The 24,279-nt window shown below is 64.3% G+C and carries 25 protein-coding genes and 1 pseudogene; 9 read left to right on the top strand and 17 right to left on the bottom strand.

From position 1 onward, the window contains the following. Window positions 1-51: 51 nt before the first annotated feature. Both NKI63_RS24770 and NKI63_RS24765 read right to left on the bottom strand, forming a co-directional pair. The gene (locus NKI63_RS24770) at window positions 52-303 is read right to left on the bottom strand and encodes an exopolysaccharide production repressor protein (RefSeq protein WP_302896853.1); all 252 of its coding nucleotides are present in this window, start codon (window positions 301-303) and stop codon (window positions 52-54) included. A gap of 153 nt (window positions 304-456) precedes the next feature. Beyond that, on the bottom strand, window positions 457-1,650 hold the full coding sequence (locus tag NKI63_RS24765; RefSeq protein ID WP_502896256.1) for a KamA family radical SAM protein: 1,194 nt from the start codon (window positions 1,648-1,650) through the stop codon (window positions 457-459). A gap of 457 nt (window positions 1,651-2,107) precedes the next feature. Between NKI63_RS24765 and NKI63_RS24760 the strand changes: the two genes are divergently transcribed. Then, entirely contained in the window at window positions 2,108-2,539 is a 432-nt protein-coding gene (locus tag NKI63_RS24760; protein WP_352691413.1) for an SAM-dependent methyltransferase, read from the top strand. 50 nt (window positions 2,540-2,589) lie between these two features. Here NKI63_RS24760 and NKI63_RS24755 read toward each other — a convergent pair whose 3' ends face one another. Beyond that, window positions 2,590-4,212, bottom strand: coding sequence for an ABC-F family ATP-binding cassette domain-containing protein (locus NKI63_RS24755; RefSeq protein ID WP_352691415.1), 1,623 nt, complete (start codon window positions 4,210-4,212; stop codon window positions 2,590-2,592). Between the two features lie 158 nt (window positions 4,213-4,370). Continuing rightward, window positions 4,371-4,898 (bottom strand): isochorismatase family protein, encoded by a 528-nt coding sequence (locus NKI63_RS24750; protein WP_502896258.1) that lies wholly within the window; start codon window positions 4,896-4,898, stop codon window positions 4,371-4,373. 211 nt (window positions 4,899-5,109) lie between these two features. Between NKI63_RS24750 and NKI63_RS24745 the strand changes: the two genes are divergently transcribed. Further along, on the top strand, window positions 5,110-5,661 hold the full coding sequence (locus NKI63_RS24745) for a DUF4019 domain-containing protein (protein WP_352507786.1): 552 nt from the start codon (window positions 5,110-5,112) through the stop codon (window positions 5,659-5,661). 326 nt (window positions 5,662-5,987) lie between these two features. Here NKI63_RS24745 and NKI63_RS24740 read toward each other — a convergent pair. From NKI63_RS24740 to NKI63_RS24710, 7 genes and pseudogenes are all read right to left on the bottom strand, one after another. Beyond that, window positions 5,988-6,383: pseudogene (locus NKI63_RS24740) on the bottom strand (LysR substrate-binding domain-containing protein); the annotation flags it as partial. Between the two features lie 66 nt (window positions 6,384-6,449). Further along, complete coding sequence (locus NKI63_RS24735) at window positions 6,450-7,220, bottom strand: exodeoxyribonuclease III (protein ID WP_352507788.1); 771 nt, start codon at window positions 7,218-7,220, stop codon at window positions 6,450-6,452. A 9-nt stretch (window positions 7,221-7,229) separates the two neighbouring features. Then, entirely contained in the window at window positions 7,230-7,874 is a 645-nt protein-coding gene (locus NKI63_RS24730; protein WP_352507789.1) for an alpha/beta hydrolase family protein, read from the bottom strand. A 214-nt stretch (window positions 7,875-8,088) separates the two neighbouring features. After that, window positions 8,089-9,183, bottom strand: coding sequence for a tetratricopeptide repeat protein (locus NKI63_RS24725; RefSeq protein ID WP_352507790.1), 1,095 nt, complete (start codon window positions 9,181-9,183; stop codon window positions 8,089-8,091). Continuing rightward, the gene (ku, locus tag NKI63_RS24720) at window positions 9,180-10,094 is read right to left on the bottom strand and encodes a non-homologous end joining protein Ku (RefSeq protein ID WP_352507791.1); all 915 of its coding nucleotides are present in this window, start codon (window positions 10,092-10,094) and stop codon (window positions 9,180-9,182) included. Before ku ends, NKI63_RS24725 begins: the two co-directional genes overlap by 4 nt. Before the next feature lie 231 nt (window positions 10,095-10,325). Then, a complete protein-coding gene (ligD, locus tag NKI63_RS24715) occupies window positions 10,326-12,824 on the bottom strand; it encodes a DNA ligase D (protein ID WP_352507792.1) in 2,499 nt (832 codons plus the stop codon). A 155-nt stretch (window positions 12,825-12,979) separates the two neighbouring features. Next, on the bottom strand, window positions 12,980-13,204 hold the full coding sequence (locus tag NKI63_RS24710; RefSeq protein WP_352507793.1) for a hypothetical protein: 225 nt from the start codon (window positions 13,202-13,204) through the stop codon (window positions 12,980-12,982). Window positions 13,205-13,387: 183 nt separating this feature from the next. Between NKI63_RS24710 and NKI63_RS24705 the strand changes: the two genes are divergently transcribed. The 5 genes from NKI63_RS24705 (at window position 13,388) to NKI63_RS24685 (ending at window position 18,936) form a co-directional block, all read left to right on the top strand. Next, a complete protein-coding gene (locus NKI63_RS24705; RefSeq protein WP_352507794.1) occupies window positions 13,388-14,395 on the top strand; it encodes an aldo/keto reductase in 1,008 nt (335 codons plus the stop codon). A 229-nt stretch (window positions 14,396-14,624) separates the two neighbouring features. Continuing rightward, the gene (locus NKI63_RS24700; protein WP_352507835.1) at window positions 14,625-15,575 is read left to right on the top strand and encodes a substrate-binding domain-containing protein; all 951 of its coding nucleotides are present in this window, start codon (window positions 14,625-14,627) and stop codon (window positions 15,573-15,575) included. Window positions 15,576-15,813: 238 nt separating this feature from the next. Then, window positions 15,814-17,379, top strand: coding sequence for a sugar ABC transporter ATP-binding protein (locus NKI63_RS24695; RefSeq protein WP_352507795.1), 1,566 nt, complete (start codon window positions 15,814-15,816; stop codon window positions 17,377-17,379). Next, on the top strand, window positions 17,376-18,392 hold the full coding sequence (locus tag NKI63_RS24690) for an ABC transporter permease (protein ID WP_352507796.1): 1,017 nt from the start codon (window positions 17,376-17,378) through the stop codon (window positions 18,390-18,392). Before NKI63_RS24695 ends, NKI63_RS24690 begins: the two co-directional genes overlap by 4 nt. A gap of 64 nt (window positions 18,393-18,456) precedes the next feature. Continuing rightward, on the top strand, window positions 18,457-18,936 hold the full coding sequence (locus NKI63_RS24685; protein WP_352823705.1) for a GNAT family N-acetyltransferase: 480 nt from the start codon (window positions 18,457-18,459) through the stop codon (window positions 18,934-18,936). Window positions 18,937-19,123: 187 nt separating this feature from the next. Here NKI63_RS24685 and NKI63_RS30775 read toward each other — a convergent pair whose 3' ends face one another. The 4 genes from NKI63_RS30775 to NKI63_RS24665 all read right to left on the bottom strand — a co-directional run bounded on the left by NKI63_RS30775 (window position 19,124) and on the right by NKI63_RS24665 (window position 22,085). Beyond that, on the bottom strand, window positions 19,124-19,768 hold the full coding sequence (locus NKI63_RS30775) for a DUF982 domain-containing protein (RefSeq protein WP_502896260.1): 645 nt from the start codon (window positions 19,766-19,768) through the stop codon (window positions 19,124-19,126). Continuing rightward, a complete protein-coding gene (locus NKI63_RS24675) occupies window positions 19,765-19,980 on the bottom strand; it encodes a hypothetical protein (protein ID WP_254819654.1) in 216 nt (71 codons plus the stop codon). The genes NKI63_RS30775 and NKI63_RS24675 overlap by 4 nt, the downstream gene beginning before the upstream one ends. A gap of 103 nt (window positions 19,981-20,083) precedes the next feature. Then, a complete protein-coding gene (gene groL / locus NKI63_RS24670) occupies window positions 20,084-21,715 on the bottom strand; it encodes a chaperonin GroEL (protein ID WP_352507798.1) in 1,632 nt (543 codons plus the stop codon). Between the two features lie 55 nt (window positions 21,716-21,770). Further along, window positions 21,771-22,085 carry a co-chaperone GroES gene (locus NKI63_RS24665; RefSeq protein ID WP_254819656.1) on the bottom strand — a complete coding sequence of 105 codons (315 nt, stop codon included), beginning with the start codon at window positions 22,083-22,085 and terminating at the stop codon, window positions 21,771-21,773. Between the two features lie 364 nt (window positions 22,086-22,449). Here NKI63_RS24665 and NKI63_RS24660 point away from each other — a divergent pair, with 364 nt between their 5' ends. Next, entirely contained in the window at window positions 22,450-22,719 is a 270-nt protein-coding gene (locus NKI63_RS24660; RefSeq protein ID WP_023718102.1) for an usg protein, read from the top strand. Between the two features lie 109 nt (window positions 22,720-22,828). On the opposite strand, the gene NKI63_RS24655 is transcribed toward NKI63_RS24660, so the two are convergent. Next, window positions 22,829-23,092, bottom strand: coding sequence for a DUF982 domain-containing protein (locus NKI63_RS24655; protein ID WP_254819658.1), 264 nt, complete (start codon window positions 23,090-23,092; stop codon window positions 22,829-22,831). Between the two features lie 136 nt (window positions 23,093-23,228). Beyond that, window positions 23,229-23,441, bottom strand: a complete 213-nt coding sequence (locus NKI63_RS24650) for a hypothetical protein (protein WP_352475551.1) — start codon at window positions 23,439-23,441, stop codon at window positions 23,229-23,231. Between the two features lie 339 nt (window positions 23,442-23,780). On the opposite strand from NKI63_RS24650, the gene NKI63_RS24645 reads away from it, so the two are divergent. Beyond that, on the top strand, window positions 23,781-24,257 hold the full coding sequence (locus tag NKI63_RS24645) for an Hsp20 family protein (RefSeq protein ID WP_352823700.1): 477 nt from the start codon (window positions 23,781-23,783) through the stop codon (window positions 24,255-24,257). The last annotated feature ends 22 nt before the right edge of the window (window positions 24,258-24,279 follow it).

Raw genomic sequence — 24,279 nt, 5'->3', positions numbered from 1 at the left:
CCCAGAACCGAACATGTCCTGTCTAGACCATCATATCTATATGGGACATTACTACATAAGCTGAACGCGACCTCGACGGTTCGGCGGCACTGCCCTCAGACGCCGCGGCTTTACCTCCGCGCTTTTCGCCCCGGATCCGTAGATCAACCGGACGACGAACAGGAAATATCCAACCTGCATGACGATCAAGGTCAAGATCGTCCAGGCCAGCGTCTTCCAGATTGAACCCGTCGCAAGGTAAGTCGAGATCGCCACGATGGACGATATGGTGGTCAGCCCCACCAGGAACCGTGGAAAGTTCATGACTTTTGCGCCGCCCCGTAACTCGCAACAGCCGGGACGAACTCCCCTAACCCATTACCCCGGAGCAACGTTTTCACTATTTTGGCAATTGCGCAACCACCAAATAGAACAGCAGTTAACGCATGCTTCCGTGATCAAGGGCTGTGTGTCAGGTCACCAAGGTGGGCTGGCTTGGACGGCGGCTGCGCGTCCCTCCTCCCCGACCAGCTCTCCATAACCCCTCACAACCCCATCAAGCCCACGTATTCGCCACGTCTCCCCTTCGCACGCCTCGAGATAGGACTGGCCGAGCGGGACTTTCCCTCCGCCGTCCGGCAGGTCCAGCACGTAGACGGGATTGCAGATGCCGGACAGGCGCGCACGCAAGGCGCTGACCAGCGCCTGGCCCTCGGCGATCGTGGTGCGCCGGTGCGCCATTCCGCGCACGAGGTCGCCGTGGTGCAGGTAATAGGGTTTGACGCCAAGGCGATACATCAGCTCGCGGCACAGCTCTTCCAACACCTCGACCGTATCGTTCACGCCTTTCAGCAGAACGCTCTGGTTCAGCAGCACGAAGCCGCCCTGCCTTAAAGTACGGCAGGCCCGCTCGGTCGCCTCCGTGATTTCGCGTGGATGGTTGAAATGGGTGACGACAGTGACCATCAGCCGGCCCTGCAAGGCTTGAACCAACCGGCCGGTGACGCGCGACGGCAGCGCGACGGGTACGCGAGTGTGGATGCGCAACAGCCGCACGTGCTGGATCGCCTCGAGACGGGCGCGGATTTCCGCCAGCGCCTTGTCCGGCAGCGACAGCGGGTCGCCGCCGGTCAGGATCACCTCGCGGATTTGCGGATGGGCCGCGATATAGGCGAAGGCCTCGTCGAGAGCTTCGCGCGTATAGCCGCGGCCGATCGAGGTCAGCTGCTCCTTGCGAAAGCAGAACCGGCAATAGACGGCGCATTGATAGGTCGGGAACAGCAGAACCCGGTCGGCATGGCGATGCGTCAATCTCGGCACCGGACTGAAGGCGTGGTCGGCGATCGGGTCGTCGAGCTCGCCCTCCTGCTCTGCCAGCTCGTCGGGCGACGGGATGACCTGAAGCCGTATCGGATCGGCGGGGTCGTTCCAGTCGATCAGGTCGAGATAGGCCTTGGGGATGCGAACCTTGTGGCGCGTGGCCGCAGCTTCGGCCGCCGCCCGCTCGGCTGGCGACAGCGGCAGCGAATCCAGATCGCCTACATGCCGCACGCCGACGCGAACATCGTCCCGCCATGCGGCATCCGCTTCGCGAGCGCGCCGGTCATCGGCTGTCATGCCGGCCGCATCGACCGCCATGCTGGCGTCGGGGATGTCGGGATGTGAGGTCATTGCAGGCTCCTTCAATTTCGGCCGGGGTACAGCATTGGAGCCAGGACTTGAAGACAATAAGCGGTGTTGGCCGGGTTGGAGGGCGCGGCAGGAAGCCACAACCGGCCACTGATCGGCACAATCGTCCAACAGCGCTGAGACACAACATTAGCTTGCGCTCATATTAGCTTGAGCGTATACACATAAACGGCCGGTCATCTACCCCCCAACCGGTTAGGCTCGGCGCCAGTCCCTCCCTACCCCTCAGGTCAACGACGCCGGGCCGCTCGGGGTCCGCCCGGTCGCCCGCGGCTGAGACCGGATCGTCGACCTCTTCGATGTCGATCATGCCCCCTGCTCAAGCAGCACCCAACTGAACATACCAGCTGAACACATCGGCGATGCCCGCGTCTCTCGGCCTTCCCGTCGCCGGCCGCGGTCGCTAATCTCGGATTGCGAAAAAGCTGGAGAACAGCGTATGGCGAACGACTTGTCGCCAAGGCTGTTGGAGATTGTCAATGCGCTGCCCTTGCGGCAGGGCATGCGAGTGCTGGAGATCGGCTGCGGGCCGGGTGCTGCAGCGCGCGAGATCGCGCGCCGGATCGGCGGCGGGCACGTGCTGGCGATCGACCGCTCGGCCAAGGCCATCGCGCAGGCCGGGGCCGCTTCGCGCGCCGAGATTGCGGCAGGCCGGCTGAGCCTTCGCCAGGTCGCCATCGAGGATTTCGAGTTGGAGGCCGACGAGAAGCACTTCGACATTGCCGTTGCGGTGCGCGTCGGCGCGCTGGACGGGCGTCATCCCGAAGCAGGAAAAATCGCCCTGCAGCGGCTCGGCGCGGCGTTGACCGCGCAAGGCCGGCTGTTCATCGACGGCGGCGATCCGCTGCGCGAAATTGCGATACACGGCTGAACAGCTCGTGCTTAGCCTCCGGAATCGAGCGGCAGAGCTGGGTGCGCGCCTCAGCTCCGCAACCCCGGCGCCTCCTGCCCGGTGCGCTCGACATATTCGGTATAGCCGCCGCCATAGGTGTGGATGCCCTCGGGCGTCAGTTCCAGCACCCGGTTCGACAGCGCCGCCAGGAAATGGCGGTCATGCGAGACGAACAGCATGGTTCCCTCGTACTGCGACAGTGCCGTGATCAGCATCTCCTTGGTGGCGATGTCGAGGTGGTTAGTCGGCTCGTCCAGCACCAGCAAATTGGGCGGATCGAACAGCATCAGCGCCATCACCAGCCGCGCCTTCTCGCCGCCCGACAGCACGCGGCATTTCTTCTCGATCTCGTCGCCGGAAAAGCCGAAGCAGCCGGCCAGCGCCCTGAGCGGCGCCTGGCCGGCCTGCGGAAATGCATCTTCCAGTGTCTGGAACACGGTGCACTCGCCCTCCAGCACTTCCATGGCGTGCTGGGCGAAATAGCCCATCTTGACGCTGGGCCCGCGCGCCACCGTGCCATTGTCCGGCTCGGAAGCGCCAGCGACCAGCTTCAGCAGCGTCGACTTGCCGGCGCCGTTGATGCCCATCACGCACCAGCGCTCGCGGCGGCGCACCTGAAAATCCAATCCCGCGTAGATCAAGCGGCTGCCATAGCCCTTGTGCACGTTCTTCAGCGTCACCACGTCCTCGCCGCAGCGCGGCGCCGGCTGAAAGTCGAACGACACTTTCTGGCGGCGCTTGGGCGGCTCGACCCGGTCGATCTTGTCCAGCTTCTTCACCCGGCTCTGCACCTGCGCGGCATGCGAGGCACGCGCCTTGAAGCGCTCGATGAAGGCGATCTCCTTGGCCAGCATCGCCTGCTGGCGCTCGAACTGCGCCTGCTGCTGCCGGTCGGCGATCGCCCGCTGCTGCTGGTAGAATTCGTAATTCCCCGAGTAAGCGGTCAGCGAGCCACCATCGATCTCGACCACCTTGTTGACGATGCGGTTCATGAACTCGCGGTCATGCGAGGTCATCAGCAGCGCGCCGTCGTAGTTCTTCAGGAACTGCTCCAGCCAGATCAGGCTTTCGAGGTCGAGATGGTTGCTCGGCTCGTCGAGCAGCATGGCGTCGGGCCGCATCAAAAGGATCCTGGCCAGTGCCACCCGCATTTTCCAGCCGCCGGACAGCTTGCCGACGTCGCCGTCCATCATCTCCTGGCTGAAGCCAAGGCCGTCCAGCACCTCGCGAGCACGCCCATCCAGCGCGTAACCGTCGAGCTCCTCGAAGCGGTGCTGTGCCTCGCCGTAACGGGCGATGATCTCGTCCATTTCACCGGCGCGATCGGGGTCGCCCATCGCGTGCTCGAGCTCACGCATCTCGGCCGCCACTTCGCTCACCGGCCCGGCGCCGTCCATCACTTCGGCAACGGCGCTGCGGCCGGACATGTCGCCGACATCCTGGCTGAAATAGCCGATGGTGACGCCGCGATCGACCGAGACCTGGCCCTCGTCAGGCTGCTCCTCGCCGTTGATCATGCGAAACAGCGTTGTCTTGCCGGCGCCGTTAGGCCCGACCAGCCCGACCTTCTCGCCCTTCTGCAACGCGGCGGAGGCTTCGATGAAGACGATCTGCCGGCCGTTCTGCTTGCTGATGCTTTCGAGACGAATCATGGTTTTCCAGGAAAGGCCAAAGGAGAGTTCTCGCGCCAATACGCGATAGGCCGCGCCGGCGGAAGCCCGCAGTAGTGAGGCGCCCCGCGCCAAATTGTCTGAACCCAGTTGCTTCCCGGCTGGATCAGGCTTTGACGGCGTAGGGATGAGCCGGCGGATCAGCTATCGGTCAGGGCTTTTGTCGTCGCCAGCTTGACCCCGGCGGCGGCAAATGCCGCATTGTGCCGGGCGATGATCTCCGCGGCGGTCTCGCTGGCCGCGTCGAGCGTGCTGTGGGCGTCGGAAACCACGGTGCCCTTCACCGTGGCCGCCACGCAGAAATCGGTCTGCGCGCCGATCAGAACGACCTCGCCGGCGCCCTGCCCGGCCACCCATTCTGCAAGCGCGGCATTGCTGAACGCGTCGCCGACACGCTTGGCGAACGTCGGCTCGTCCTCGGCCTGGCCGAGCGCCGGCCACACCGGCCAGCCCGGCTCACCCGGCGCCAGTGGATCGCCCTGCGGCCCGTCATGCCTGATGAAGGCGACCTTGCGCCCGCTGCGCCGTGCCCATTCGATCAGCGCCCGGGTGCGGGCAACGATGCCGTCGGCATCATGGATCGGCGGTTCGGCAACACCGTCGAACATGCCGGTCTGAAGGTCGATCACGATGAGCGGCGCCGTGGCCGCGGGGCTGGTCCCTGACATGGTTTTTTATAGCACGAGGGCGGAGCTGATCAAGGATCAGGGCCGCGATGGCGCGCACGGGCAACCGCAAGTGGCTGGAGTTCGAGATATGTGACAATCCGCTTGCAGCGGCGCTAACATAGCGCGCCATTGGGATGTGGGTCAGTTCGAAATTCCGGCTATCGGCCGTGACCGGATTGCATTCGTGGCAAGCTCCTGCGAAGAAATTCCCATGACACATGCAGCCGTAGCTTTCCTTGCGATCGTGACTTCGGTGTTGGTTGCGATCCTACCCGCACAATCGCAAGAGTGGACGCCCTCGGAGGACGCGGTTCGAGATGCAACGGAAACGGTTGGTCGCTATTTCCTTTCGCTCGATAGCCAAGAGTATGGGCGGGCATACGAAATGATAACTGATACCGCCAAAGCTTCGATCCCATCGAACGCCTTCGTGGAGCAAAGTAAACATTTTCATTCTCAGGCCGGCGCTGTGCGCGAGCGCCGGCTACTCAAATTCACGTGGTTGAAGGACCCAGAGAACGCTGCCTTTCCTGGCGTCTATGCCGCAGTCGACATAGCGGCGAAGTTTGAAAACATCGATCGTTACTGCGGCTATATTGTCCTCTATCAGCGGCCGTCAGGTGGAAATTTTCGAGTCATGCGGGTCGAAAGCAACTTCATCGACAACTCTACCGCGAAAAGCATTGAAAAGACCCAATCGAAACTCGAATTGGATCGAGCATGGGCCGAGTTGTCGGCTAACTGTCCGAATTTTCCATCGTGAAGGTGAGGCGGTCCGTTTTTGTACCTTCCGCAACCATCGGCTTTTCGGTTTCCCTCGCTTCGATCAGCGCAACGATGTCGGTGAACTCCTACAGTTTGCCGGCCGAGGATGATGAACGCGGGGAGATCGCAGCGTCTGTCCTCATCCAATCCCACCTGTCAGCTCATAGGCGCCGGCGGCGCGCCCGTCCTAAAGCCGCACGATGGTGCCCTTCTTGCGGTTTGGAGGTTGGCGAAAGTGGAGGGGCAGTTCAATTCCCCCTTGGGGTCCCTCGGGCCCGAAGGAACGGGCCCTTCGCAAAGTAGCCGGCGGCCCCCGGTGCACGATCACACCCGGCCCGATGTCCCATCCTCGCCAAAAATCCCGGTCACCCAGTCGATGAACAGGCGTACCCGTGGCGCGAGCTGGCGGTTCTGTGGGTAGAGCGCCGACAGCGGTGTCGGCGACGGCGGGTAATCCGGCAGCACTTCGACAAGCGTGTCGCGTGCGAAATCCCCGGCGAAGCGGTAATGCGGCGCCTGCACCAGGCCGAAGCCGAGACGCGCCAGCTCCGCCATCGTGTCGGAGCCGTTGACCGTCACCCGGTTGGGCAGGCTGACATAGCGCAACGCGCCGCCGACGGTGAATTCGAGCGGCATGACCTCGCCGGTCCGCGACGAGCGGAAGCCGACCATCAGATGGCCTTCGAGATCGTCGAGGGTTGCCGGCATGCCGAGGCGTTCGCCCGCGAAGCGGCGCGGCCAACCTGACTGGTTGCCGCCCGGAAAGGCGGCGCCAGCCTCCGTGCCTCACTTCAACTCCACCCAGACCGGCGCGTGATCGCTGGCGCCGGTCTCGCCGCGCACGTCGCGGTCGATGCCCGCCGCTACCAGCCGGCGCGACAGCTTCTTGCTGAGCAAGATGTGGTCGAGCCGCAGGCCGGCATCGCGCGGCCAGCGATTGCGGCGATAGTCCCAGAATGTGTAGAGCGTCTCCGTCGGGTACTTCTTGCGCAGCGCGTCAAGCCAGCCCTGGTCGAGCAGCCGCTGGAACGATGCGCGACTTTCCGGCTGCACCAGCGCGTTGTCGTCATAGGAGCGGGTCGGGTAGATGTCGCGCGCCTCGGGCACGATGTTGTAGTCGCCGGCCAGCACCACGGGCAGGCCGGTGTCGAGCAACTGCGCCGCATGCGCCTCCAGCCTTTCGTGCCAGTTGAGCTTGTACTGGAATTTCGGGCCGGGCTGCGGGTTGCCGTTCGGCGCGTAGAGGCAGGCGACGACGATACCGTTGACCGCCGCCTCGATGTAGCGCGCCTGCTGGTCGCTATCGTCGCCGGGCAGCGCCTCGCGGGTCAGAACGGGTTCTGCGCCACGCGAAAGGATGGCGACGCCGTTCCAGGTCGGCTGCCCGACCCAAACCGCGCCGTAGCCGGCGGCCGCCAGCGCAGTGCGCGGAAACTGCGTCTGTCTCGCCTTGAGCTCCTGCAGGCAGGCGATGTCGGGTTTGGCGGCGGCCAGCCATGCGAGCAGGTTCGGCAGCCGGCTGTTGATGTTGTTGACGTTGAAGGTGGCGATCTTCATCGGCCTGCTTCAGCGCACGATGCGTTCGGTCCACGCCTTCACTGCATCAGCGAGCGTCTTCAGATGATCGGCGGTGGAGAAGCCGGAGATGTTTTTGCGCGGCTTCAGATCATGGTCGCCATCTTCCAGCCAGAGGATCTCGATCGCCTCGGACAGAGCATAGGTCGCGACCTCGTCTTTGGTCCCGAACTCGTCGCGCGTGCCCTGGAGGATCAATGTCGGCGTCTTGAGATCGGCGAGGTGCTTTGTCCGAAGCTGCGTCGGTTTGTCCGGCGGATGGAAGGGGTAGCCGAGGCAAAGCAGGCCCGAGATCTCGCCCTTCGAAAACATCTCGTCGGCGATCATCGAAGCGACGCGTCCGCCCATCGACTTGCCGCCGATGATGAGCGGACCCTCCACGCCCTTCGCCCGGAGGTCGGCGATCGCCTTGACGTATTCCGGGTTAACCGTCTCGGCGCGCGGCGGCGGCTTGCGATGGCCGTAGCGGCGGGCGGCCATGTAGTGGAATTCAAAGCGCGCGACGCGGAAACCGGCCGCGGCGAGCGCTTTTGCCGTGGCTGTCAGCGAGGGCGAGTCCATAGGAGCGCCTGCGCCATGCGCGAGCAGGATGGTGATGGCGGCGGTGTCGGGGCCGTCGAAGAGGAAGGTGGTCATGGGGTGGCCCGCAGATGAAGGCCGAGATCCTTCGCACCCCCCTCTGTCCTGCCGGACATCTCCCCCTCAAGGGGGGAGATTGGATGGCGTCGGCGTTTTCGCCAACCACCAAAGCTGAAAGGCACGCGGGGCGCCGGAGCTGCCGATCTCCCCCCTTGAGGGGGAGATGTCCGGCAGGACAGAGGGGGGTGTTCAAGCGCGGTCATTGAACCACCTATCCCGCCGATTTCCGCGCCAGCTGCAAATCCACGAACTGTATCCCCTTGGCCGCCATACGCGCCCATTCGGAATTGGCGTCGAGCTCGAGATAGCGCACCCAGCGACGCCGCGCCTCGGCGAGATTGCCGGCGTCGAACTCCAGCCTCGCAAGGTTGAACACCGCGTCGGCATAATTGGGATCGAGTGCGATAGCCTTCAGCAAATGGCGGCGCGCCGAGGCTACCCGCCCCTCTTCGCTCATCAGCCCGGCAAGATTGAACCAGGCCTCGACGAAGCCGGGATCGAGCTTTATCGCGCGGGCATAGTCGTGCGCCGCCTCGGCCGCGTGGCCGGCCGCGCGCAGGCAGTTGGCGCGGTTGAAGGCGGCGATGGCATCGCTCGGGTCGATGGCCAGGCAGCGCTGGTAGAGTGCCGCCGCCTGCTCGTGGTCTTCAGCCTCTTCCGCCGCCTCGGCATCGGCGAACAGCTCTTCCAGCGTGTCGTCATCCTGCGTTCCCAGATCGAACAGCAGCTGGCCGTCAAGTTCGCTCTGGCCTCCCTCGAGATAGATCGCGTTGGCCCGCCCATGCTGCGAGCCGACGGCGAGCGACTTGGCGGTGAGCGAGGCGACCGGGCCCGAGCGATGCACAGAGCGCGCGATCGCCCCCCATGAGGCGCCGCCGGCAACCAGCCCGGCATATTTGCGGGCGAGGATCAGGTCGCGAAAGGAATACGGTTCGCAATCATGCTCGAAGGCATCGAACAGCGACAAAAGGTCGAGATCCGCGCCGGTCAGCCGCGACTGGTCGATCAGGGACTGCCGCGACAGCGCCGAAGCCTCCGGCGCTTTCATCAGCCCGAGCAGGCGCAGGAAGCCGTTCTCGCTGACCAGCTTGCGCCCGGCCGCGCGCTCGGTGACGACGCGGCGTTCAATCTCGGTATCGCCGGCCCTGGCGAGCAACATGCGGCCCAACACGACATGTGTGGTGCGCCGAGTGACGCCGCGCCGCAACTGGCCGTGCCGGCGCTCGACCTCACGCGCCGCCAGCCTGAGCGGGAAGGCCGCCAGCGCGCCGACGATGCCGAAGACCGTGCCGGCGAGAGCCGTCACGCCTTGCTCTTGCCGACGGCTTTGAGAAGGTTCGCCTTGAGCGGGTTTTCCTTGGCCGCGGCGGCGCCGGCCTTGGCGGATTTCGCCGCGGGCTTGGCCGTTTCATCGGCCTTGCTCTTGGACTTGGCCGGCGGCTTGGCCGATTGCGACAGGCTCGCCTTCAGCGCATCCATGAGGTTGATGACATTGCCGCGCTCAGGCGCCGCCGCGATGATAGGCTTGTGGCCCTTGAGCTTCTCGCGGATCATCGCCATCAGCGCGATCTCGTAGCGGTCCTCGTAATTCTTTGGATCGAAGGTGGTTTCCTTCTGCTTGATCAGCGCTTCGGCCAATTGCAGCATTTCGGGATCGGGGTTTCCGGCCGGGATATTGCCGAAATATTCAGCCGTGCCACGCACTTCGTTCGGATTCCTCAAGGTGCAGACGAACATGCCGTTCTCGCGCGCGCCGATCGTCACGACGCGCTCGCGACTGGACAGCACAAGGCGGGCGATCGCCAGCTTGCCCGATTTGCGCATCGCTTCGCGCAGCACGGCAAAGGTCTCCTCGGCCATTGCGCCATCCGGCGCCAGGTAATAGGGCGCGTCCTGATAGATGACGTCGACCGAATGCTCGTCGACAAAAGCCTCGATGTTCATCGTATGGTTGGATTCGATGCGCACCGCATCGAGATCGGAGTCCTCGATGATGATGTACTGCTTGTCCTCGTATTCGTAGCCCTTGACCAGGTCCGAACGCTCGACCAGCCCGAGCTCGGGGTCGACCGGCTTCATGTTGATGCGGTTGTGCGTCTTCTTGTGCAGCTGGTTGAAGCTGATGCGTTCGCTGGCGCTGGTCGCCGGATGGAGCCGGACCGGACAGCTGACCAGACTGAGCTTGAGGTAACCTTTCCAACTTGCCCTGGGCGCCATGAAATACTCCTACGCGGCCTTGTGCTGTCGAACAGTTCGCAGCGTTCATTCGTCCGGAGGACGAACGGGACTGCCGAAATCCTACATTGCCCTTACAATACCGGGCCCTTACAATACCGGCAAATCCCTAGCGAAATCTTCCTCCGCTGAGAGCCGCCTGCACGCAAGAGGTCCATGGCGAAGAATAATTCAAATTTTCCGGAGCGTCGATGGAGTCTGGGGCCCGCAGAACTACCTCGCGGTGGCTATCAACGGCAAATCCCGGGCGAAATCTTCCATGTCGGCCCAAGGGTCGCCTGACGTCGCCAGCAGGCCCGGCAGTGACGAATAATTCAGGTCCTGCGGGGCGTCGACGGATTCCAGGTCGCTCCAGCTCACCGGTGTCGAGGCCGGCAAATTGGTGCGGGCGCGCAGCGAATAGGGAGCCGCCGAGGTGTGGCCGCGCGCATTGCGGTGATAGTCGATGAAGATGCGCCGCTTGCGGTTATCCTTGCCCATGGTGGTGGTGAAAGTGTCGGGCGCGGTGGCGGCAAGATGCGTGGAGATGGCGCTGGTCGCCTGATGCAGTTTCTTCCAGTTCTGCTTTTGTGTCACCGGCACGGTGATGTGGATGCCGTGGCCCCCGGAGGTCTTGGCGAACGGCACCAGCCCTAGCGCTTCGAGCTCGCTGCGAATATGCACCGCCGCCTCCACCACGTCGCGCCAGGCGATCCCCTCGCCCGGGTCGAGATCGAAAACGATCAAGTCAGGCTTGTCGAGCCGCGTGCGATGGGTGCCCCAGGTGTGGAACTCGACGACGCCGAACTGCGCCAGCGCCAGATAGCCCTTGGCGTCTTCCACCGAGAGATAGGATTTGGTCTCGCCCTCGGAGTTGGTCGCCTCGAAGGTCGCCACGGATGACGGCATGCCGGTGAAGGCATGGCGCTGGAAGAAACAGTCCTGCGGTCTGCCGGTCGGGCAGCGCACCAGCGACACCGGCCGGCCGAGAATGTGCGGCAGCATGAAATCGCCGACCAGCGCGTAATAGACGGCAATGTCGAGCTTGGTCGGGCCGGTCTTGCCGAACAGCCGCCGCGTCGGGTTGGTCACCCAGATGGTTGCGAGGTCGGCCTCGGCGATCAGCCGCTTGCGCTTGGCCGAAACCGGCGTCGACAGGCCGACGTCGCGCAGGCCGCGGAACACGGCATGGCGCAGCGCATTGTCGGTGGTCCGGTTGGCGTAGTGGATATGCGCCGAAAGCAGCGGCCGCACCCACTTCATCTCGCGCATGATTTCGCGCGGAACACCTTCCGGCGCGGACGCCCCGGCGCGCAACGGCTCCAGCCGCGCCAGCAACTCGCCGGCGGTGGCGGCGTCGAAGCCGGTGCCGACCTTGCCGCGATAGTGCAGCTCGCCATCCTCGAATTCGCCGAGACCGAGTGCGGCCAGCCCCTCGGCCGCGTCGGAGACAGTGTAGCCGGCGATAACGAAATCGCCGGTCTGAAGCGCCTTGGTCTTGGTCCAGGTCTTGGTGCGGCCGCTCTGGTAGACCGCCGTAGCACGTTTCGAGACGACGCCCTCCAGCCCCATTTCCGATGCCTGGTCATAAAGCGCCTGGCCGTCGCCCTCGGCGTGATCGCTGTACTGGATGGCGGAGTTGGCGCCAAGACCGGACAGCAGCTGCGAAAGCAGCGTCTTGCGCCGGCGGAGCGGCACTTGCCTCAGGTCCCAGCCGTCGAGATAGAGGAGGTCGAAGGCATAGAAGTGGAGCTTGTTGCCGGCGCCTTCGGCCAGCGCATCCTGCAAAAGGGCAAAGCGGCTGATGCCCTTGGCGTCGAGCGCGACGACCTCGCCGTCGATGATCGCCTCGCGGCAGGGCAGCCTGGCGAAGGCAAGCGGCAGGTCGCCATAGCGCTTCGTCCAGTCGAGGCCGGCGCGGGTGATCAGCCTGACCTTCCCGTCGGAAACATGCGCCATGGTGCGGTAGCCGTCGAACTTGATCTCGTGCAGCCAGGCTTCGCGCGTTTTTTCCGCGGGACCTTCGCCGCCCGGCGGTTTCGAAACCTGCGTCGCCAGTTGCGGCTCGATGCGGGTGGGCGGCGGCGCCTTGACGGCGCCCGGCAATGCACCTGGCTTCAGCACCACCGGCTTGGCAGGCTTGGCGGCCGGCTTCGGCGTTGCCACCAGTTCCTCGATGCGGCGTCCGGATTTGACGCTTTCCGGCCGGGCTTCCAATATGTCGAGCTTGGCGTCGGCGGCCAGATCACGCTCCTTGAGCAGCAGCCAGTTCTTCTTGCCCTCATCCTCGCCGGGCTTCGGTTTCAGCCGCGTCAGCATCCAGCCGCCATTCAGCTTCTCGCCGGCGAGGCGGAACTTGAAGGAGCCGGTGCGCAGGCTCTTCTCGACGTCGTCCATCGGCGCCCAGACGCCGGTATCCCAGACGATCATCGGCCCGCCGCCATATTCGCCTTCGGGAATGACACCTTCGAAGTCGATATATTCGAGCGGATGGTCCTCGGTCTCGACCGCCAGCCTTTTATCGGCCGGATTGAGCGAGGGGCCGCGCGGCACCGCCCAGCTCTTCAGCACGTCGCCGACCTGGAGGCGAAGGTCGTAGTGGTCGGCGGTGGCGTGGTGCTTGTGAACGACGAAGCGGTTGCCTTCCCCGGCAACCAGCCCGCCGGCGGGTTCCGGCGTCCTCGTGAACTCGCGCTTCGCGCGATAGGCCTTGAGCTTCGAAGGAGCTGGCATGGACTAGACGTAGGTGGCGGGCAAAAGCAACGAGCGCAGCATCAAAATCCCATCGCAGCGGCGCTCCAATGTCACGGCATCGATCCCAGGGTCTCCGCGACGCAGCTTCGCTCCTGCTCCGCCCTGGGATGACGAAGGATGGGAGGTCACGCCGCTCAATCGTCGGTGGCCGGTGTCAATTCGAGTTCGGCCGGCGACAGGCCCTGCTGCAGCTGGCAGAGCCGGAATTCGTCGACCCAATAGGCCTCGCCATCGACCAGCACGCGCGCGCTGTAGCTGCCGGCCGAAAAACGCTGCGCAGTGATGTACACCTTGTGGCGGTCGAGCGCGTTCCGCACCGCGGCGCGCTTGGATTTCTGACTGGCGACGGAACTGGCCATGCTGGTCACTCACGCACAAGCCGCAAGGCGGCGTGCCTTAAGGATGGCCGAGAGCGTGTCGGCTGTCAATTTGGCGGTCGCTGCGAGCCGCGCGCGGTGGCGCCTCCCGATCTGTGGAAACCGAGCCGGTGCGCTATATTGCCCTGGCGGCTTGGAACGCGATGCTGATCCGGAGAGCTTCACATGACATTGACGATGCGCAAACTCGGCAGCCAGGGCCTGCAAGTCTCGGCAATCGGTCTCGGCTGCATGGGCATGAGCCAGTCCTACGGCCCGGCCGACGAGGCGGAATCGACCGCCACGCTGCACCGCGCCATCGAACTCGGCTGCACCTTCCTCGACACCGCGGAAGTCTACGGGCCGTACGCTAACGAGGAGCTGCTCGGCCGCGCGCTGAAGGGCCGGCGCGATGAAGTGACGATCGCGACGAAGTTCGGTTTCCGCATCGAAAACGGCAAGCAAGTCGGCACCGAGCGCGACAGCCGGCCCGAACATATCCGCGAGGCTTTGGAAGGTTCGCTGAGAAGGCTTGCCACCGACCATGTCGACCTCCTCTATCAGCACCGCGTCGATCCGGCGGTGCCGCTCGAGGATGTGGCGGGTGCTGTCGGCGAGCTGATCGCTCAGGGCAAGGTTCGCTTCTTCGGCCTGTCGGAAGCCGGTGCCGCCAACATCCGCCGGGCGCATGCCGTTCATCCGGTGTCGGCAGTGCAGAGCGAATACTCGCTATGGGAGCGCAATCTGGAACCGGAAATCATTCCGCTGCTGAAGGAGCTCGGCATCGGCCTGGTGCCGTTCTCGCCGCTCGGCCGCGGCTTTCTCACCGGCGACGTCAGGCGCGCCGAAGACTATCCAGAGGGCGATTACCGGCGCGGCGACCCGCGCTACCAGGGCGCCAACTATGACGCCAACATGCAGGCGGCAGCCATGGTACTCGACATCGCCGCGGCCAAGCGCGTCAAGCCAGGCCAGATTGCTCTGGCCTGGCTGCTCCACAAGGGGAGCGGCTTCGGCATCGACATCGTGCCGATCCCCGGCACCAAGCGCCGAAAGTACCTCGAGGAGAACGTCGCCGCGGCTTCGATCAAGCTCGACACAGCCGAGATGCAGGTGCTCGACGACGCATTGGCGCCGGGCAAGGTCGCCGGTCCGCGCTACGGCGAGCGCACCATGGTGATGATCGATCGGTAGGTCTTGCCTTCTCCCGTTCTTGCGCAAAGCTCCGGCCTTGGTTAGCATCCTTGGGCAGGCACCGAGCGGAGGAGAACGTCGCGGTGGACCGGCTGGAGCGCCGTTGCGTCCCTTCAAACACGAGTTGGGCGCTCGAAGGACACTCCATTTTTGAATCGACGCAAGGAACCTTCCGGAAAACCCATTCCGGTTCCGGGGTCGTGCGCTCATCTGGGAGGAGACTAAATTGATCAACAGACGTGAATTCCTGCTGTCGACCGCGGCGATGGGCGCCCTGGCGGTGGCCGCTCCGCAACTGGCTTTTGCCCAGGACAAGCTGACCATCCTCGGCTCGGTGCCGAGCCTCGGCTTTCCGTTCTTCGTGCACATGCTGAACCAGATCAAGGCGGAAGCCCAGGCGCAGGGCGTCAACCTGATCGAGAGCGACGGCCAGAACTCGGCGCCCAAGCAGACCGCCGACATCGAGGCGGCACTCGTGCAGAAGGTCAACGCCATCGTCATCTCGCCGCTCGACGTCAACGCGCTGGCCCCAGCCATCGAAGAAGCGGTCAAGGCCGGCGTTCCCGTCGTCACCATCGACCGCCGCGTCGACGGCGTCGAGGGCATCCTCGCCCATGTCGGCGCCGACAATGTCAAAGGCGGCGAGGCCGAAGCGCAGGCCATGGTGGCGGCGTTCCCGAACGGCGCCAAGATCTTCCATCTGCAGGGCCAGCCCGGTGCCGGCCCGGCGATCGACCGCAACAAGGGTGTGCACAATGTCCTCGATCCGATGAAGGACAAGTACCAGATCATCTTCGAGCAGACCGCCAACTTCGCCCGCGCCGAGGCGCTGTCCGTCACCGAGGCCGGCCTTGCGGCCAACGGCAAGCCCGACGCGATCATCTGCGCCAATGACGACATGGCGCTTGGCGCGGTTGAAGCCTGCGCGGCGCGCAACTTCACCGACGTCAAGATCTACGGCTTCGACGCGCTTCCCGAAGCGCTGGTCGCCGTGCGCGACGGCAAGCTGGCCGGAACGGTCGAGCAATTCCCCGGCGAACAATCGCGCACTGCGGTGCAGATCGCGGTCGCCTACGCCAGGGACAAGACCGAGCCGAAGGAAAAGCTGGTGCTTTTGACGCCGATCGTCATCGGCAAGGACAATCTCGACAAGGCGGAGAGGCTGGGCGAGACGAAGTAAGCGCCGAGGGCGCACAGCGCCAAAAGCAGCGTTCTGTCGCGCCCCCTCTGCCCTGCCGGGCATCTCCCGCTCAAGGGGGGAGATTGGCAGTTTCAACGCGTCGCCTTCTCTTCAACGCCGGAGTAGCGAAAGCCTGGGTGACATCCGATCTCCCCCCTGGAGGGGGAGATGTCCGGCACGACAGAGAGGGGCGCTGTCCCGTGGCCTTTCGGGTGGACCACAATTCAAGGAGCATCCTTTGCCAGTCGAAGCCATTGCGCCATCGCCCGCCCTGCTCGCCGTCGAGGGCGTGACCAAGCGCTTTGCCGGCGTCACCGCGCTGAACGACGTTTCGCTTGAAGTCCGCCCCGGCGAGATCCTCGGCCTGCTCGGCGAGAACGGAGCGGGCAAATCGACGCTGCTCAAGATCCTGTCCGGCGTGATGCCGCCGTCCAGCGGCCGCATCGTCTTCGACGGTGTCGAATTCAGCCCGCACAATCCGCAGGATGCCAAGCGCCACGGCATCGTAACAATCTACCAGGAGCTGAGCCTGATCCCGACGCTGACCGTGGCGGAGAATATCTTCATCGGCCGCGCGCCGCTCGGCCGGTTCGGGCTGGTCAGTTGGCGGCGAATGGAGGAAGATTCCCGCACGATCATCGCTCGCGTCGGGCTCAATCTCGACCCGGCGACGCCGGTTTCCGCACTGTCGGTGGCCGAGCAGCAGCTGGTCGAGATCGCCCGCGCGCTATCGCTGAAGAGCCGCTTGATCATCATGGACGAGCCGACCTCGGCGCTGACCGAGACCGAAGTGCACAGGCTGATGTCGATCATGGACCGGCTGCGCAAGGATGGCGTCGCCATCATGTTCGTCACCCACCGGCTGGAGGAGGCATCGGCGATCTGCGACCGTATGACCGTGCTGCGCGACGGCAGGCTGGCCGGCCATCTCGACCGCGAAGGCGGGCCGATCAGGCTGCCGAAGATCATCGAGAAGATGGTCGGCCGTGCCGCTTCCGAGCTCTATGCCAGGCCGACGCAGCGCGATGTCGCCGGCGACGTCCGGCTCTCTGTGCGCGGCCTGCGCACGGTGCGCGATCCGCAGGCGCCGCACGCCATCGTACTCGAAGGCGTCGATCTCGACCTCAAGGCGGGCGAAATCCTCGGCGTCGCCGGGCTCGTCGGTTCCGGCCGCACCGAGCTCGCCCGCGCCATCTTCGGTGCCGACCGCATTGCCGCCGGCACCATCATGCTCGACGGCAAGCCGATCGCGCCGGCATCACCCGCCGACGCCATCGAGCTCGGCATCGGCCTGGTGCCGGAGGACCGCAAGCACCAGGCAATCTTCGCAGCACTCGCCATCCTCACCAATTTCTCGATCGCCGCGCTCGACCGCTACTCCAGTGTCGGTTTCATGGCCGAGCGGCGCGAACGCGAGGCGCTGGCGAACTACAGGAAGATGCTGTCGATCCGCATGGCTTCGCCCGAGCAGGCGATCGAGGGCCTGTCCGGCGGTAACCAGCAGAAGGTGATCCTTGCCCGCTGGCTGGCGCGCGATCCCAAGGTGCTGATCGTCGATGAACCGACGCGCGGCGTCGATGTCGGCGCCAAGGCGGAAGTGCACCAGATCCTGGTGGAACTCGCCGCGCGCGGCATCGCCATCATGATGATCTCTTCGGAGCTGCCCGAGGTGCTTGCAGTGTCGGACAGGATCGTCACCATGCGGCGCGGGCGCATTACCGGCGAGATGCCCGGCGTCGAGGCGACCGAGGAGAAACTGATGGAACTGATGGCGCTCGACCAGAAGCAGGAAGCAACGCAATGACCAGTACGACCGAACGGAGCCAGCGCGGTGGCGTCAATATTGCGCGCCTGCTGATGAGCTTCGGCCCGCTGATGTTCCTGGCGTTGCTGATCGTCGTCTTCACTGTGCTGAAGCCGAGCTTCATCGACCCGATCAACCTGTTCAACATCATGCGCCAGATCTCGATCACCGGCCTGATCGCGCTCGGCATGACCTTCGTCATCCTCACCGCCGGCATCGACCTGTCGGTCGGCTCGCTGCTCGCCTTCTGCGGCATGGTCGCGGCGGTGGTGGCCAAAGGCGGCACCGCCAACACGCTGTCGCTGTCGACAACGGGCACGCAGGGCTATGGCTGGTTCGCCGCCCTTCTCGCCGCCGTCGTCGTCGGCGCCGTGGCCGGCGGCGTCCAGGGCTTTGCCATCACCAGGCTGAAAGTGCCGCCCTTCGTCGTCACGCTCGGCGGCCTAACCGTGTTTCGCGGCCTGACCTTGACCATCTCCAATGGTGGCCCGATCTCCGGCTTCGACGCCTCGATGCGCTGGTTCGGTACCGGCCTGATCGGCCCGGTACCGGTGCCGGCGATCATCTTCGCGATTGCCGCCATCCTTTGCCACATCGTGCTGCGCTACACGCGCTACGGCCGCGCGGTCTACGCAGTCGGCGGCAATGCCGAGGCCGCGCGCCTCTCCGGCCTGCGCGTCGACCGCATCCTGATCTCGGTCTACATCATCGTCGGCTTCTTCGCCGGCCTTGCCGCCTTCGTTTTGTCGGCGCGGCTCAACTCCTCCGAAGCCGTCGCCGGCATCGGCTACGAGCTGACGGTGATCTCGGCGGTCGTTATCGGCGGCACCTCGCTGTTCGGCGGCATCGGCAGCGTCGGCGGCACGGTGGTCGGTGCAGGACTGATCGGCGTCTTGCAGAATGGGCTGCAGTTCAACAACGTCTCGTCCTACACGCAAAGCATCGTCATCGGCCTGATCCTCATCCTCGCCGTGGCCTTCGACCGCTGGCTGAAATCGCGGGTAATGCGGTGATGGCCGAGCGAACGCTGCGGTGCCATAAACTGCACGGCAGGTGGCGATGCCTCAAATAAGAACCATGACCGAACAGGATGTTCCGGCGGTGTCGCGGCTGCTTGGAGGGTCCTGGCGACAGACCTATTCGCCGATCCTGGGTGCCGCGACCACGGCACGGCTGTCGGATGAGAGGCACGCGCCGGAGCGGCTGGCGTCCGAGCTCGGGGACGACAACAAGATGTCCTTCGTCGCCGAGCGGGCTGACAGCTCGCTCGCCGGTTATGCGATGGCAGCGATGGACGACAAGGGCGAGGTCATGCTCGAGCGGCTCCATATAGACAAAAGCGAGTACGGCACCGGCCTTGCCGCCGACCTGCTGCATGCCGTTCTTGCCGCGCATGCGGGTATTCCCAGCATCGCCCTGGAAGTGATCGAGGGCAACGACCGCGCAATCGCCTTCTATCGCAAGCACGGCTTCGAGGTCGTCGAGCGCCGGCCGGCTGCACACGGCGTGGGCGGCCACGCCTCGCTGATCATGCGCCGGCTGCTGCCGATGGCTTAGCAAGCGAAAGCGGCTGAGCGCGTAATCTCCCCCCTTGAGGGGGAGATGTCCGACAGGACAGAGGGGGGCGCCGCGCGTGAGGCGCCAACTTTCTCTTTCGTCCAATATGGCGTCGCGCCAGGACGTACCGACCCCCTCTGTCGCCTTCGGCGACATCTCCCCCTCAAGGAGGGAGATTGGCACTCGCTCAGGCCGGGGCGTTGACGCGCTGTGGGCGCGTTGCCCAGTCGGCAACGGTCGCGCCAGCAACGCTCTCGCCGGCAACCATCCCGTTCGTCTGCGGCGCAAGCAGGTCGTTGCGGCGGGCGAAGGCAACGAAGGTGGCGCGCGCCGTTTCGGCGTCGATCTCTCCTTCCAGTGCTGCACGGCACGCTTTTGCGGCGATGTCATGCGCGGCCGTCCGGCTCGTTGCCGGCCATTCAGCCAAAAGTGCATAGGCCTCAGCCGCGCTTTCTATCTTCGTCGGTGTACCGAGGCCGGTGAGGATATTAACCGGCTTGTCGAACGAAGCACGATCCATGACACTCTCCTTTCCTGGCTCAATCGGCTCCTTTCGGAACTCCACCGCGCGGGCGCTTCGATCCTCGAGGGCCGCCTGCAGAACGATGCCACCGATCTGCGAGTTGGACGCAATCGGGGGCATGCCCGGCCGCGGCAGCAGCCGATGCACCTTGACCAGCGCTTCGAGCCAGGCCGCCACGCCCAGCGGCGGATGTTCGCGCCCGTAGAGCCACGCCTTTGCCTTGGCGAGCGGGTATCCCGCCTCTTCGGCGAAATCGTTTTCCGACCACCGCAGCAGGCGCAGGCATTCGCGCATCCGCGCCGCGATCATTTGCGCTCCTCCGTGCCGGCCCCCACGCGTTGAGCCGATAGAAACATCAGCGTGTAGGCCGCCTTGCGGCGGTCCCAGCCGGCCGACTCGGCCATATCCAGCAAGCCGTCGACCAAAGGCGCCAGCGCCGCCCTGCAGTCGGCTTCATAGTTGAAATCGTTTTTCGGGCGGGTCGGCGCCGCGATCTTTCCAAAACTGTCCATCATATCCATGGCAACACCTGCTCAGCATTAGTCCCGGACCGGCAAGACCGTGCCCGCTTTTGGCGGACACGGTCCATCTGCCGTTTCGAAGTCGCGCTTTGGAAGCCTGGCTTTAGAAGTCCATGCCGCCACCGCCGGGCATTGCCGGCGCGCCAGCTTCCTTCTTCGGCTTCTCGGCCACCATCGCCTCGGTCGTCACCAGCAGGCCGGCGACGGAAGCGGCATCCTGCAGAGCGGTGCGCACCACCTTGGCCGGATCGATGACGCCCTGGCCGAAGAGATCGCCATAGTCGCCGGTCTGCGCGTTCCAGCCGAACGAGAACTCCTGCTTTTCGCGCAGCTTGCCGACGATAATCGAGCCTTCGGCGCCGGCATTTTCGGCAATCTGGCGCACCGGAGCCTCGATCGCGCGCCGCACGATTTCGACACCGGTCTTCTGGTCGGGATTGTCGACCTGAATATTGTCGAGCGCCTTTGCCGCCCGCAGCAGCGCCACGCCACCGCCGGGCAGGATGCCCTCCTCGACCGCGGCACGGGTGGCATGCATGGCGTCGTCGACCCTATCCTTGCGCTCCTTGACCTCTATCTCGGTCGAGCCACCGACGCGGATGACGGCGACGCCACCGGCGAGCTTGGCCAGCCGCTCCTGCAGCTTCTCGCGATCATAGTCGGAGGTGGTCTCCTCGATCTGCGCCTTGATCTGGGAGACCCGGCCCTGGATTTCGCTCTTCGAGCCGGCACCGTCGACGATCGTGGTGTTTTCCTTCTCGACCACCACCTTCTTGGCGCGGCCGAGCATGTTGAGCGTGACGTTCTCGAGCTTGATGCCGAGATCCTCGCTGATTGCCGTGCCGCCGGTCAGGATGGCAATATCCTCCAGCATGGCCTTGCGGCGATCGCCGAAGCCCGGTGCCTTGACGGCCGCGACCTTCAGGCCGCCGCGCAGCTTGTTGACGACCAGCGTCGCCAGCGCCTCGCCCTCGACGTCCTCGGCGATGATCAGCAGCGGCTTGGACGACTGCACCACCGCCTCCAGCACCGGAAGCAGCGCCTGCAGGTTGGACAGCTTCTTCTCGTGGATCAGCACATAGGGCTCGTCGAGCTCGACGCGCATCTTGTCCTGATTGGTGATGAAATAGGGGCTGAGATAGCCGCGGTCGAACTGCATGCCTTCGACGACTTCGAGCTCCGTCTCGGCGGTCTTGGCTTCTTCGACGGTAATGACGCCCTCATTGCCGACCTTTTCCATCGCTTCGGCGAGGAAGCGGCCGATCTCGGCGTCGCCATTGGCCGAGATGGTGCCGACCTGGGCGATTTCGTCGTTCCTGGTCACCTTGCGGGCATTGGCCTTGAGTTCGGCGACGACGGCTTCGACCGCCTTGTCGATACCGCGCTTCAGGTCCATCGGGTTCATGCCGGCGGCAACCGCCTTAGCGCCTTCCTGGACGATCGACTGCGCCAGAACGGTCGCGGTCGTGGTGCCGTCGCCGGCGACGTCACTGGTCTTCGAAGCCACCTCGCGGACCATCTGTGCGCCCATGTTCTCGAACTTGTCCTCGAGCTCGATCTCCTTCGCCACGGTGACGCCGTCCTTGGTGATGCGCGGGGCGCCGAACGACTTGTCGAGGACGACGTTGCGGCCCTTGGGACCGAGCGTCACCCTCACCGCGTCGGCGAGGATGTTGACGCCGCGCAGCATCTTCTCGCGGGCTTCGGTATGAAATTTCACATCTTTGGCAGCCATTGGATCACTCCTTCGATAGGCAGCTTCGTTGACTGGAATGCTTGTTCAGGCCCACTCAGGCAGCCTTCTTCATCTCGCCGGCGCCCTCGATAACGCCCAGCACGTCGCTCTCTTTCATGATGAGCAGATCCTCGCCATTGAGCTTGATCTCGGTGCCGGACCATTTGCCGAACAGGATGCGGTCGCCGACCTTGACGTCGAGCGGCTGCAATTGGCCGCTGTCGTCGCGCGCGCCCGGACCGGCGGCAATGACCTCGCCCTCCTGCGGCTTCTCCTTGGCGGTGTCGGGGATGATGATGCCGCCGGCGGTCTTCTCGTCGACCTCGATACGGCGGACCAGGATACGGTCGTGCAATGGACGGAACGTCATGTCGTTCTCCTCTCGGGACAAACAGATTTTCGAAGATCCTCCTGACCGAACCGGCAATATCGGCCCGGCACGGGGTGCGCGACCCCTTCATCAGGCATCGCGCGCATACGAACTAGTCGCGCTTTTTTCTGCTTTCAAGAGGGTCACGCAAAAATTTTAGCACTCGACGCATGAGAGTGCCAATGCACTGTAATCGTTCGCACATTAGCCGCTCTCAGCTAAAGTGCGGCTCAAATTTTGGCGCGATATTTCAAAATGCCGCCGGTCCGGAGCCGCTCGTGGCGGCGGGAACCTATGTGGAAGGCGAGGCGTTTTGCAGACCGAGATTTCAACGGACCGAGATTTCAACGGAAAGGACGATCGCATGACCAGCAGGGACTTTCAGCTCCAGATGCAAGGGTTTGGTCTTACCACGGCGGAGATCCACTATCGCCTGCCCGATCATCGGAGCCTGCTGCAACTCTATATCTGGCAGGAATACGATATTGCCCCCGATTTCCCGACGCTGAAGCATTTCCTCGATTTCTGGGAGCGCGAAATCGAAGGCCCGCTGCATTCGGTGCGCGTCGCCCATCATCACCTGATCCAGCCCTCCGAATGGCGGGCCGTAAACGGCATTATCACCGTCCACTGAGGAGCAAGCCGATCTGCCGCTAGACAGCGGGCAAAGTCTCTCGCGGTGGGGGAAAGGCAGTTGCCTTTTCCCCAACTTGTTTTGGAGTTCAAATATCGGAGGGTCCGGGCTAGCCGGCGTGGTCGACAGGCTCGCAGGCGAGCAATCCGGCGTTGCGCGCCGCCCTGACGAAGGCCTTGCGCGCATCTCGCGCGGTGCGCCAGCCGTCGAGCGCGTCGCGGCAGGCCCGATAGGCGGCGCGCCAACTCCGGCCGCGGGCACGGTCCGGCCACTGCTGACGCATGCATTCGATGGCTTCCCAACTACTGGCGACCTTGCGCTCGCTGGATTGGAATTTCAACGTGATCGGCTCGGCGAAGCGGACGTCGTCCATCACTTCCTCCTTGTTTTCTGATCGTCTTCTTGTTTGAGCAAGCAACGTCATGCTGGCGGCACCGGCGACCAGCCGGCGCCGCTGAAGGACATGGTTCGTCCCTTTGCGCGGTTCAAGAGCATCGCGGCAACAGCGGTTATTCCTCCTCGTCCGGCCCTTGCAGCAGTTCGATCAGCGTCGCTACTCTTGCCGTCGGCAGCGGTCGGCCTTCGTTCACCAGCGCCTCGTCGGCGGCGATCCAGGCCAGGGCCTCACGCAATTCCTGGACCGTCCCGTCCGTCGCCGCAATGTCGGCGATAACGGCGTCGTCGACCGGGCCCAGCACGGAAATGATCTCGTCGCGTGTCATGGTCAGCTCCATCTGCGAGTGCCGGGAATGGGCCCGGCAACACAAGAATCTGGGTCTTGACCTGCGGCAGACAATAACCGGCCGGGGAACTCGGCGTTGGCGATTGAAGCCAAACAGGCAATCTCCTGCCGGACATCTCTCACAAGTAGATTGGCAGCCTCGCCGAACCGACCAAAAACCGGCCCGAAAACCGGCAACGCGAGAGCCATCGGGGTCTTGACTTGCGGCGGACAATAACCAAATCGATGGCACCGGTCGCCGAAATGGGGCCGGCGAAACCAGGGAGCGCCAGCTCTTTGGCGCTCCTCGTATCTATGTTGCTCGATGGAGGATGTAGCTATGAGAACCGCATTCGACTTTTCCCCGCTCTATCGGTCGAGCATCGGCTTCGACCGCGTCTTCAACCTGCTGGAAAATGCGCCGCAGGCTTTCGACGCCTGGCCGCCCTATGACATCGCGCGCAGCAGCGAGAACAACTACCGCGTCACTATCGCCGTCGCTGGCTTTTCCGAGGACGACCTCGAAATCATTCATGAACCCAACCTCCTGATTGTCTCCGGCCAGCATAAGGAGCCGGACAACGCGGAGTATCTGCATCATGGCCTCGCCACACGGCCCTTTACCCGCCGTTTCGAGCTTGCCGATCACGTCAAGGTCGCAGGCGCCTCGCTCGACAACGGCCTGCTCAGCATCGATCTGGTACGTGAGGTGCCCGAGGAGATGAAGCCTCGGCGCATCGCCATCGCGACCGATGTCTCCTCGCCGAAGACCGGGCCGAAGGCCGCGCAGGTCGAAGCAAACAAGCAGGCTGCCTGAACGAACCAGTCGAGAAAGGAGA

Source organism: Mesorhizobium sp. M0410, from assembly GCF_040321435.1.
GTDB lineage: Bacteria > Pseudomonadota > Alphaproteobacteria > Rhizobiales > Rhizobiaceae > Mesorhizobium.
The sequence above is the reverse complement of the archived record's forward strand: the minus strand, read 5'-3'. Positions and strand labels throughout refer to the sequence as shown.

Bases quoted from the DNA above. Each gene is read 5' to 3' on its own strand.
- NKI63_RS24770 (WP_302896853.1), bottom strand. From the start codon at position 303: ATGAACTTTCCACGGTTCCTGGTGGGGCTGACCACCATATCGTCCATC.
- NKI63_RS24765 (WP_502896256.1), bottom strand. From the start codon at position 1,650: ATGACCTCACATCCCGACATCCCCGACGCCAGCATGGCGGTCGATGCG.
- NKI63_RS24760 (WP_352691413.1), top strand. From the start codon at position 2,108: ATGGCGAACGACTTGTCGCCAAGGCTGTTGGAGATTGTCAATGCGCTG.
- NKI63_RS24755 (WP_352691415.1), bottom strand. From the start codon at position 4,212: ATGATTCGTCTCGAAAGCATCAGCAAGCAGAACGGCCGGCAGATCGTC.
- NKI63_RS24750 (WP_502896258.1), bottom strand. From the start codon at position 4,898: ATGTCAGGGACCAGCCCCGCGGCCACGGCGCCGCTCATCGTGATCGAC.
- NKI63_RS24745 (WP_352507786.1), top strand. From the start codon at position 5,110: ATGACACATGCAGCCGTAGCTTTCCTTGCGATCGTGACTTCGGTGTTG.
- NKI63_RS24735 (WP_352507788.1), bottom strand. From the start codon at position 7,220: ATGAAGATCGCCACCTTCAACGTCAACAACATCAACAGCCGGCTGCCG.
- NKI63_RS24730 (WP_352507789.1), bottom strand. From the start codon at position 7,874: ATGACCACCTTCCTCTTCGACGGCCCCGACACCGCCGCCATCACCATC.
- ku (WP_352507791.1), bottom strand. From the start codon at position 10,094: ATGGCGCCCAGGGCAAGTTGGAAAGGTTACCTCAAGCTCAGTCTGGTC.
- ligD (WP_352507792.1), bottom strand. From the start codon at position 12,824: ATGCCAGCTCCTTCGAAGCTCAAGGCCTATCGCGCGAAGCGCGAGTTC.
- NKI63_RS24710 (WP_352507793.1), bottom strand. From the start codon at position 13,204: ATGGCCAGTTCCGTCGCCAGTCAGAAATCCAAGCGCGCCGCGGTGCGG.
- NKI63_RS24705 (WP_352507794.1), top strand. From the start codon at position 13,388: ATGACATTGACGATGCGCAAACTCGGCAGCCAGGGCCTGCAAGTCTCG.
- NKI63_RS24690 (WP_352507796.1), top strand. From the start codon at position 17,376: ATGACCAGTACGACCGAACGGAGCCAGCGCGGTGGCGTCAATATTGCG.
- NKI63_RS24685 (WP_352823705.1), top strand. From the start codon at position 18,457: ATGACCGAACAGGATGTTCCGGCGGTGTCGCGGCTGCTTGGAGGGTCC.
- NKI63_RS30775 (WP_502896260.1), bottom strand. From the start codon at position 19,768: ATGATCGCGGCGCGGATGCGCGAATGCCTGCGCCTGCTGCGGTGGTCG.
- NKI63_RS24675 (WP_254819654.1), bottom strand. From the start codon at position 19,980: ATGGATATGATGGACAGTTTTGGAAAGATCGCGGCGCCGACCCGCCCG.
- groL (WP_352507798.1), bottom strand. From the start codon at position 21,715: ATGGCTGCCAAAGATGTGAAATTTCATACCGAAGCCCGCGAGAAGATG.
- NKI63_RS24665 (WP_254819656.1), bottom strand. From the start codon at position 22,085: ATGACGTTCCGTCCATTGCACGACCGTATCCTGGTCCGCCGTATCGAG.
- NKI63_RS24660 (WP_023718102.1), top strand. From the start codon at position 22,450: ATGACCAGCAGGGACTTTCAGCTCCAGATGCAAGGGTTTGGTCTTACC.
- NKI63_RS24655 (WP_254819658.1), bottom strand. From the start codon at position 23,092: ATGGACGACGTCCGCTTCGCCGAGCCGATCACGTTGAAATTCCAATCC.
- NKI63_RS24650 (WP_352475551.1), bottom strand. From the start codon at position 23,441: ATGACACGCGACGAGATCATTTCCGTGCTGGGCCCGGTCGACGACGCC.
- NKI63_RS24645 (WP_352823700.1), top strand. From the start codon at position 23,781: ATGAGAACCGCATTCGACTTTTCCCCGCTCTATCGGTCGAGCATCGGC.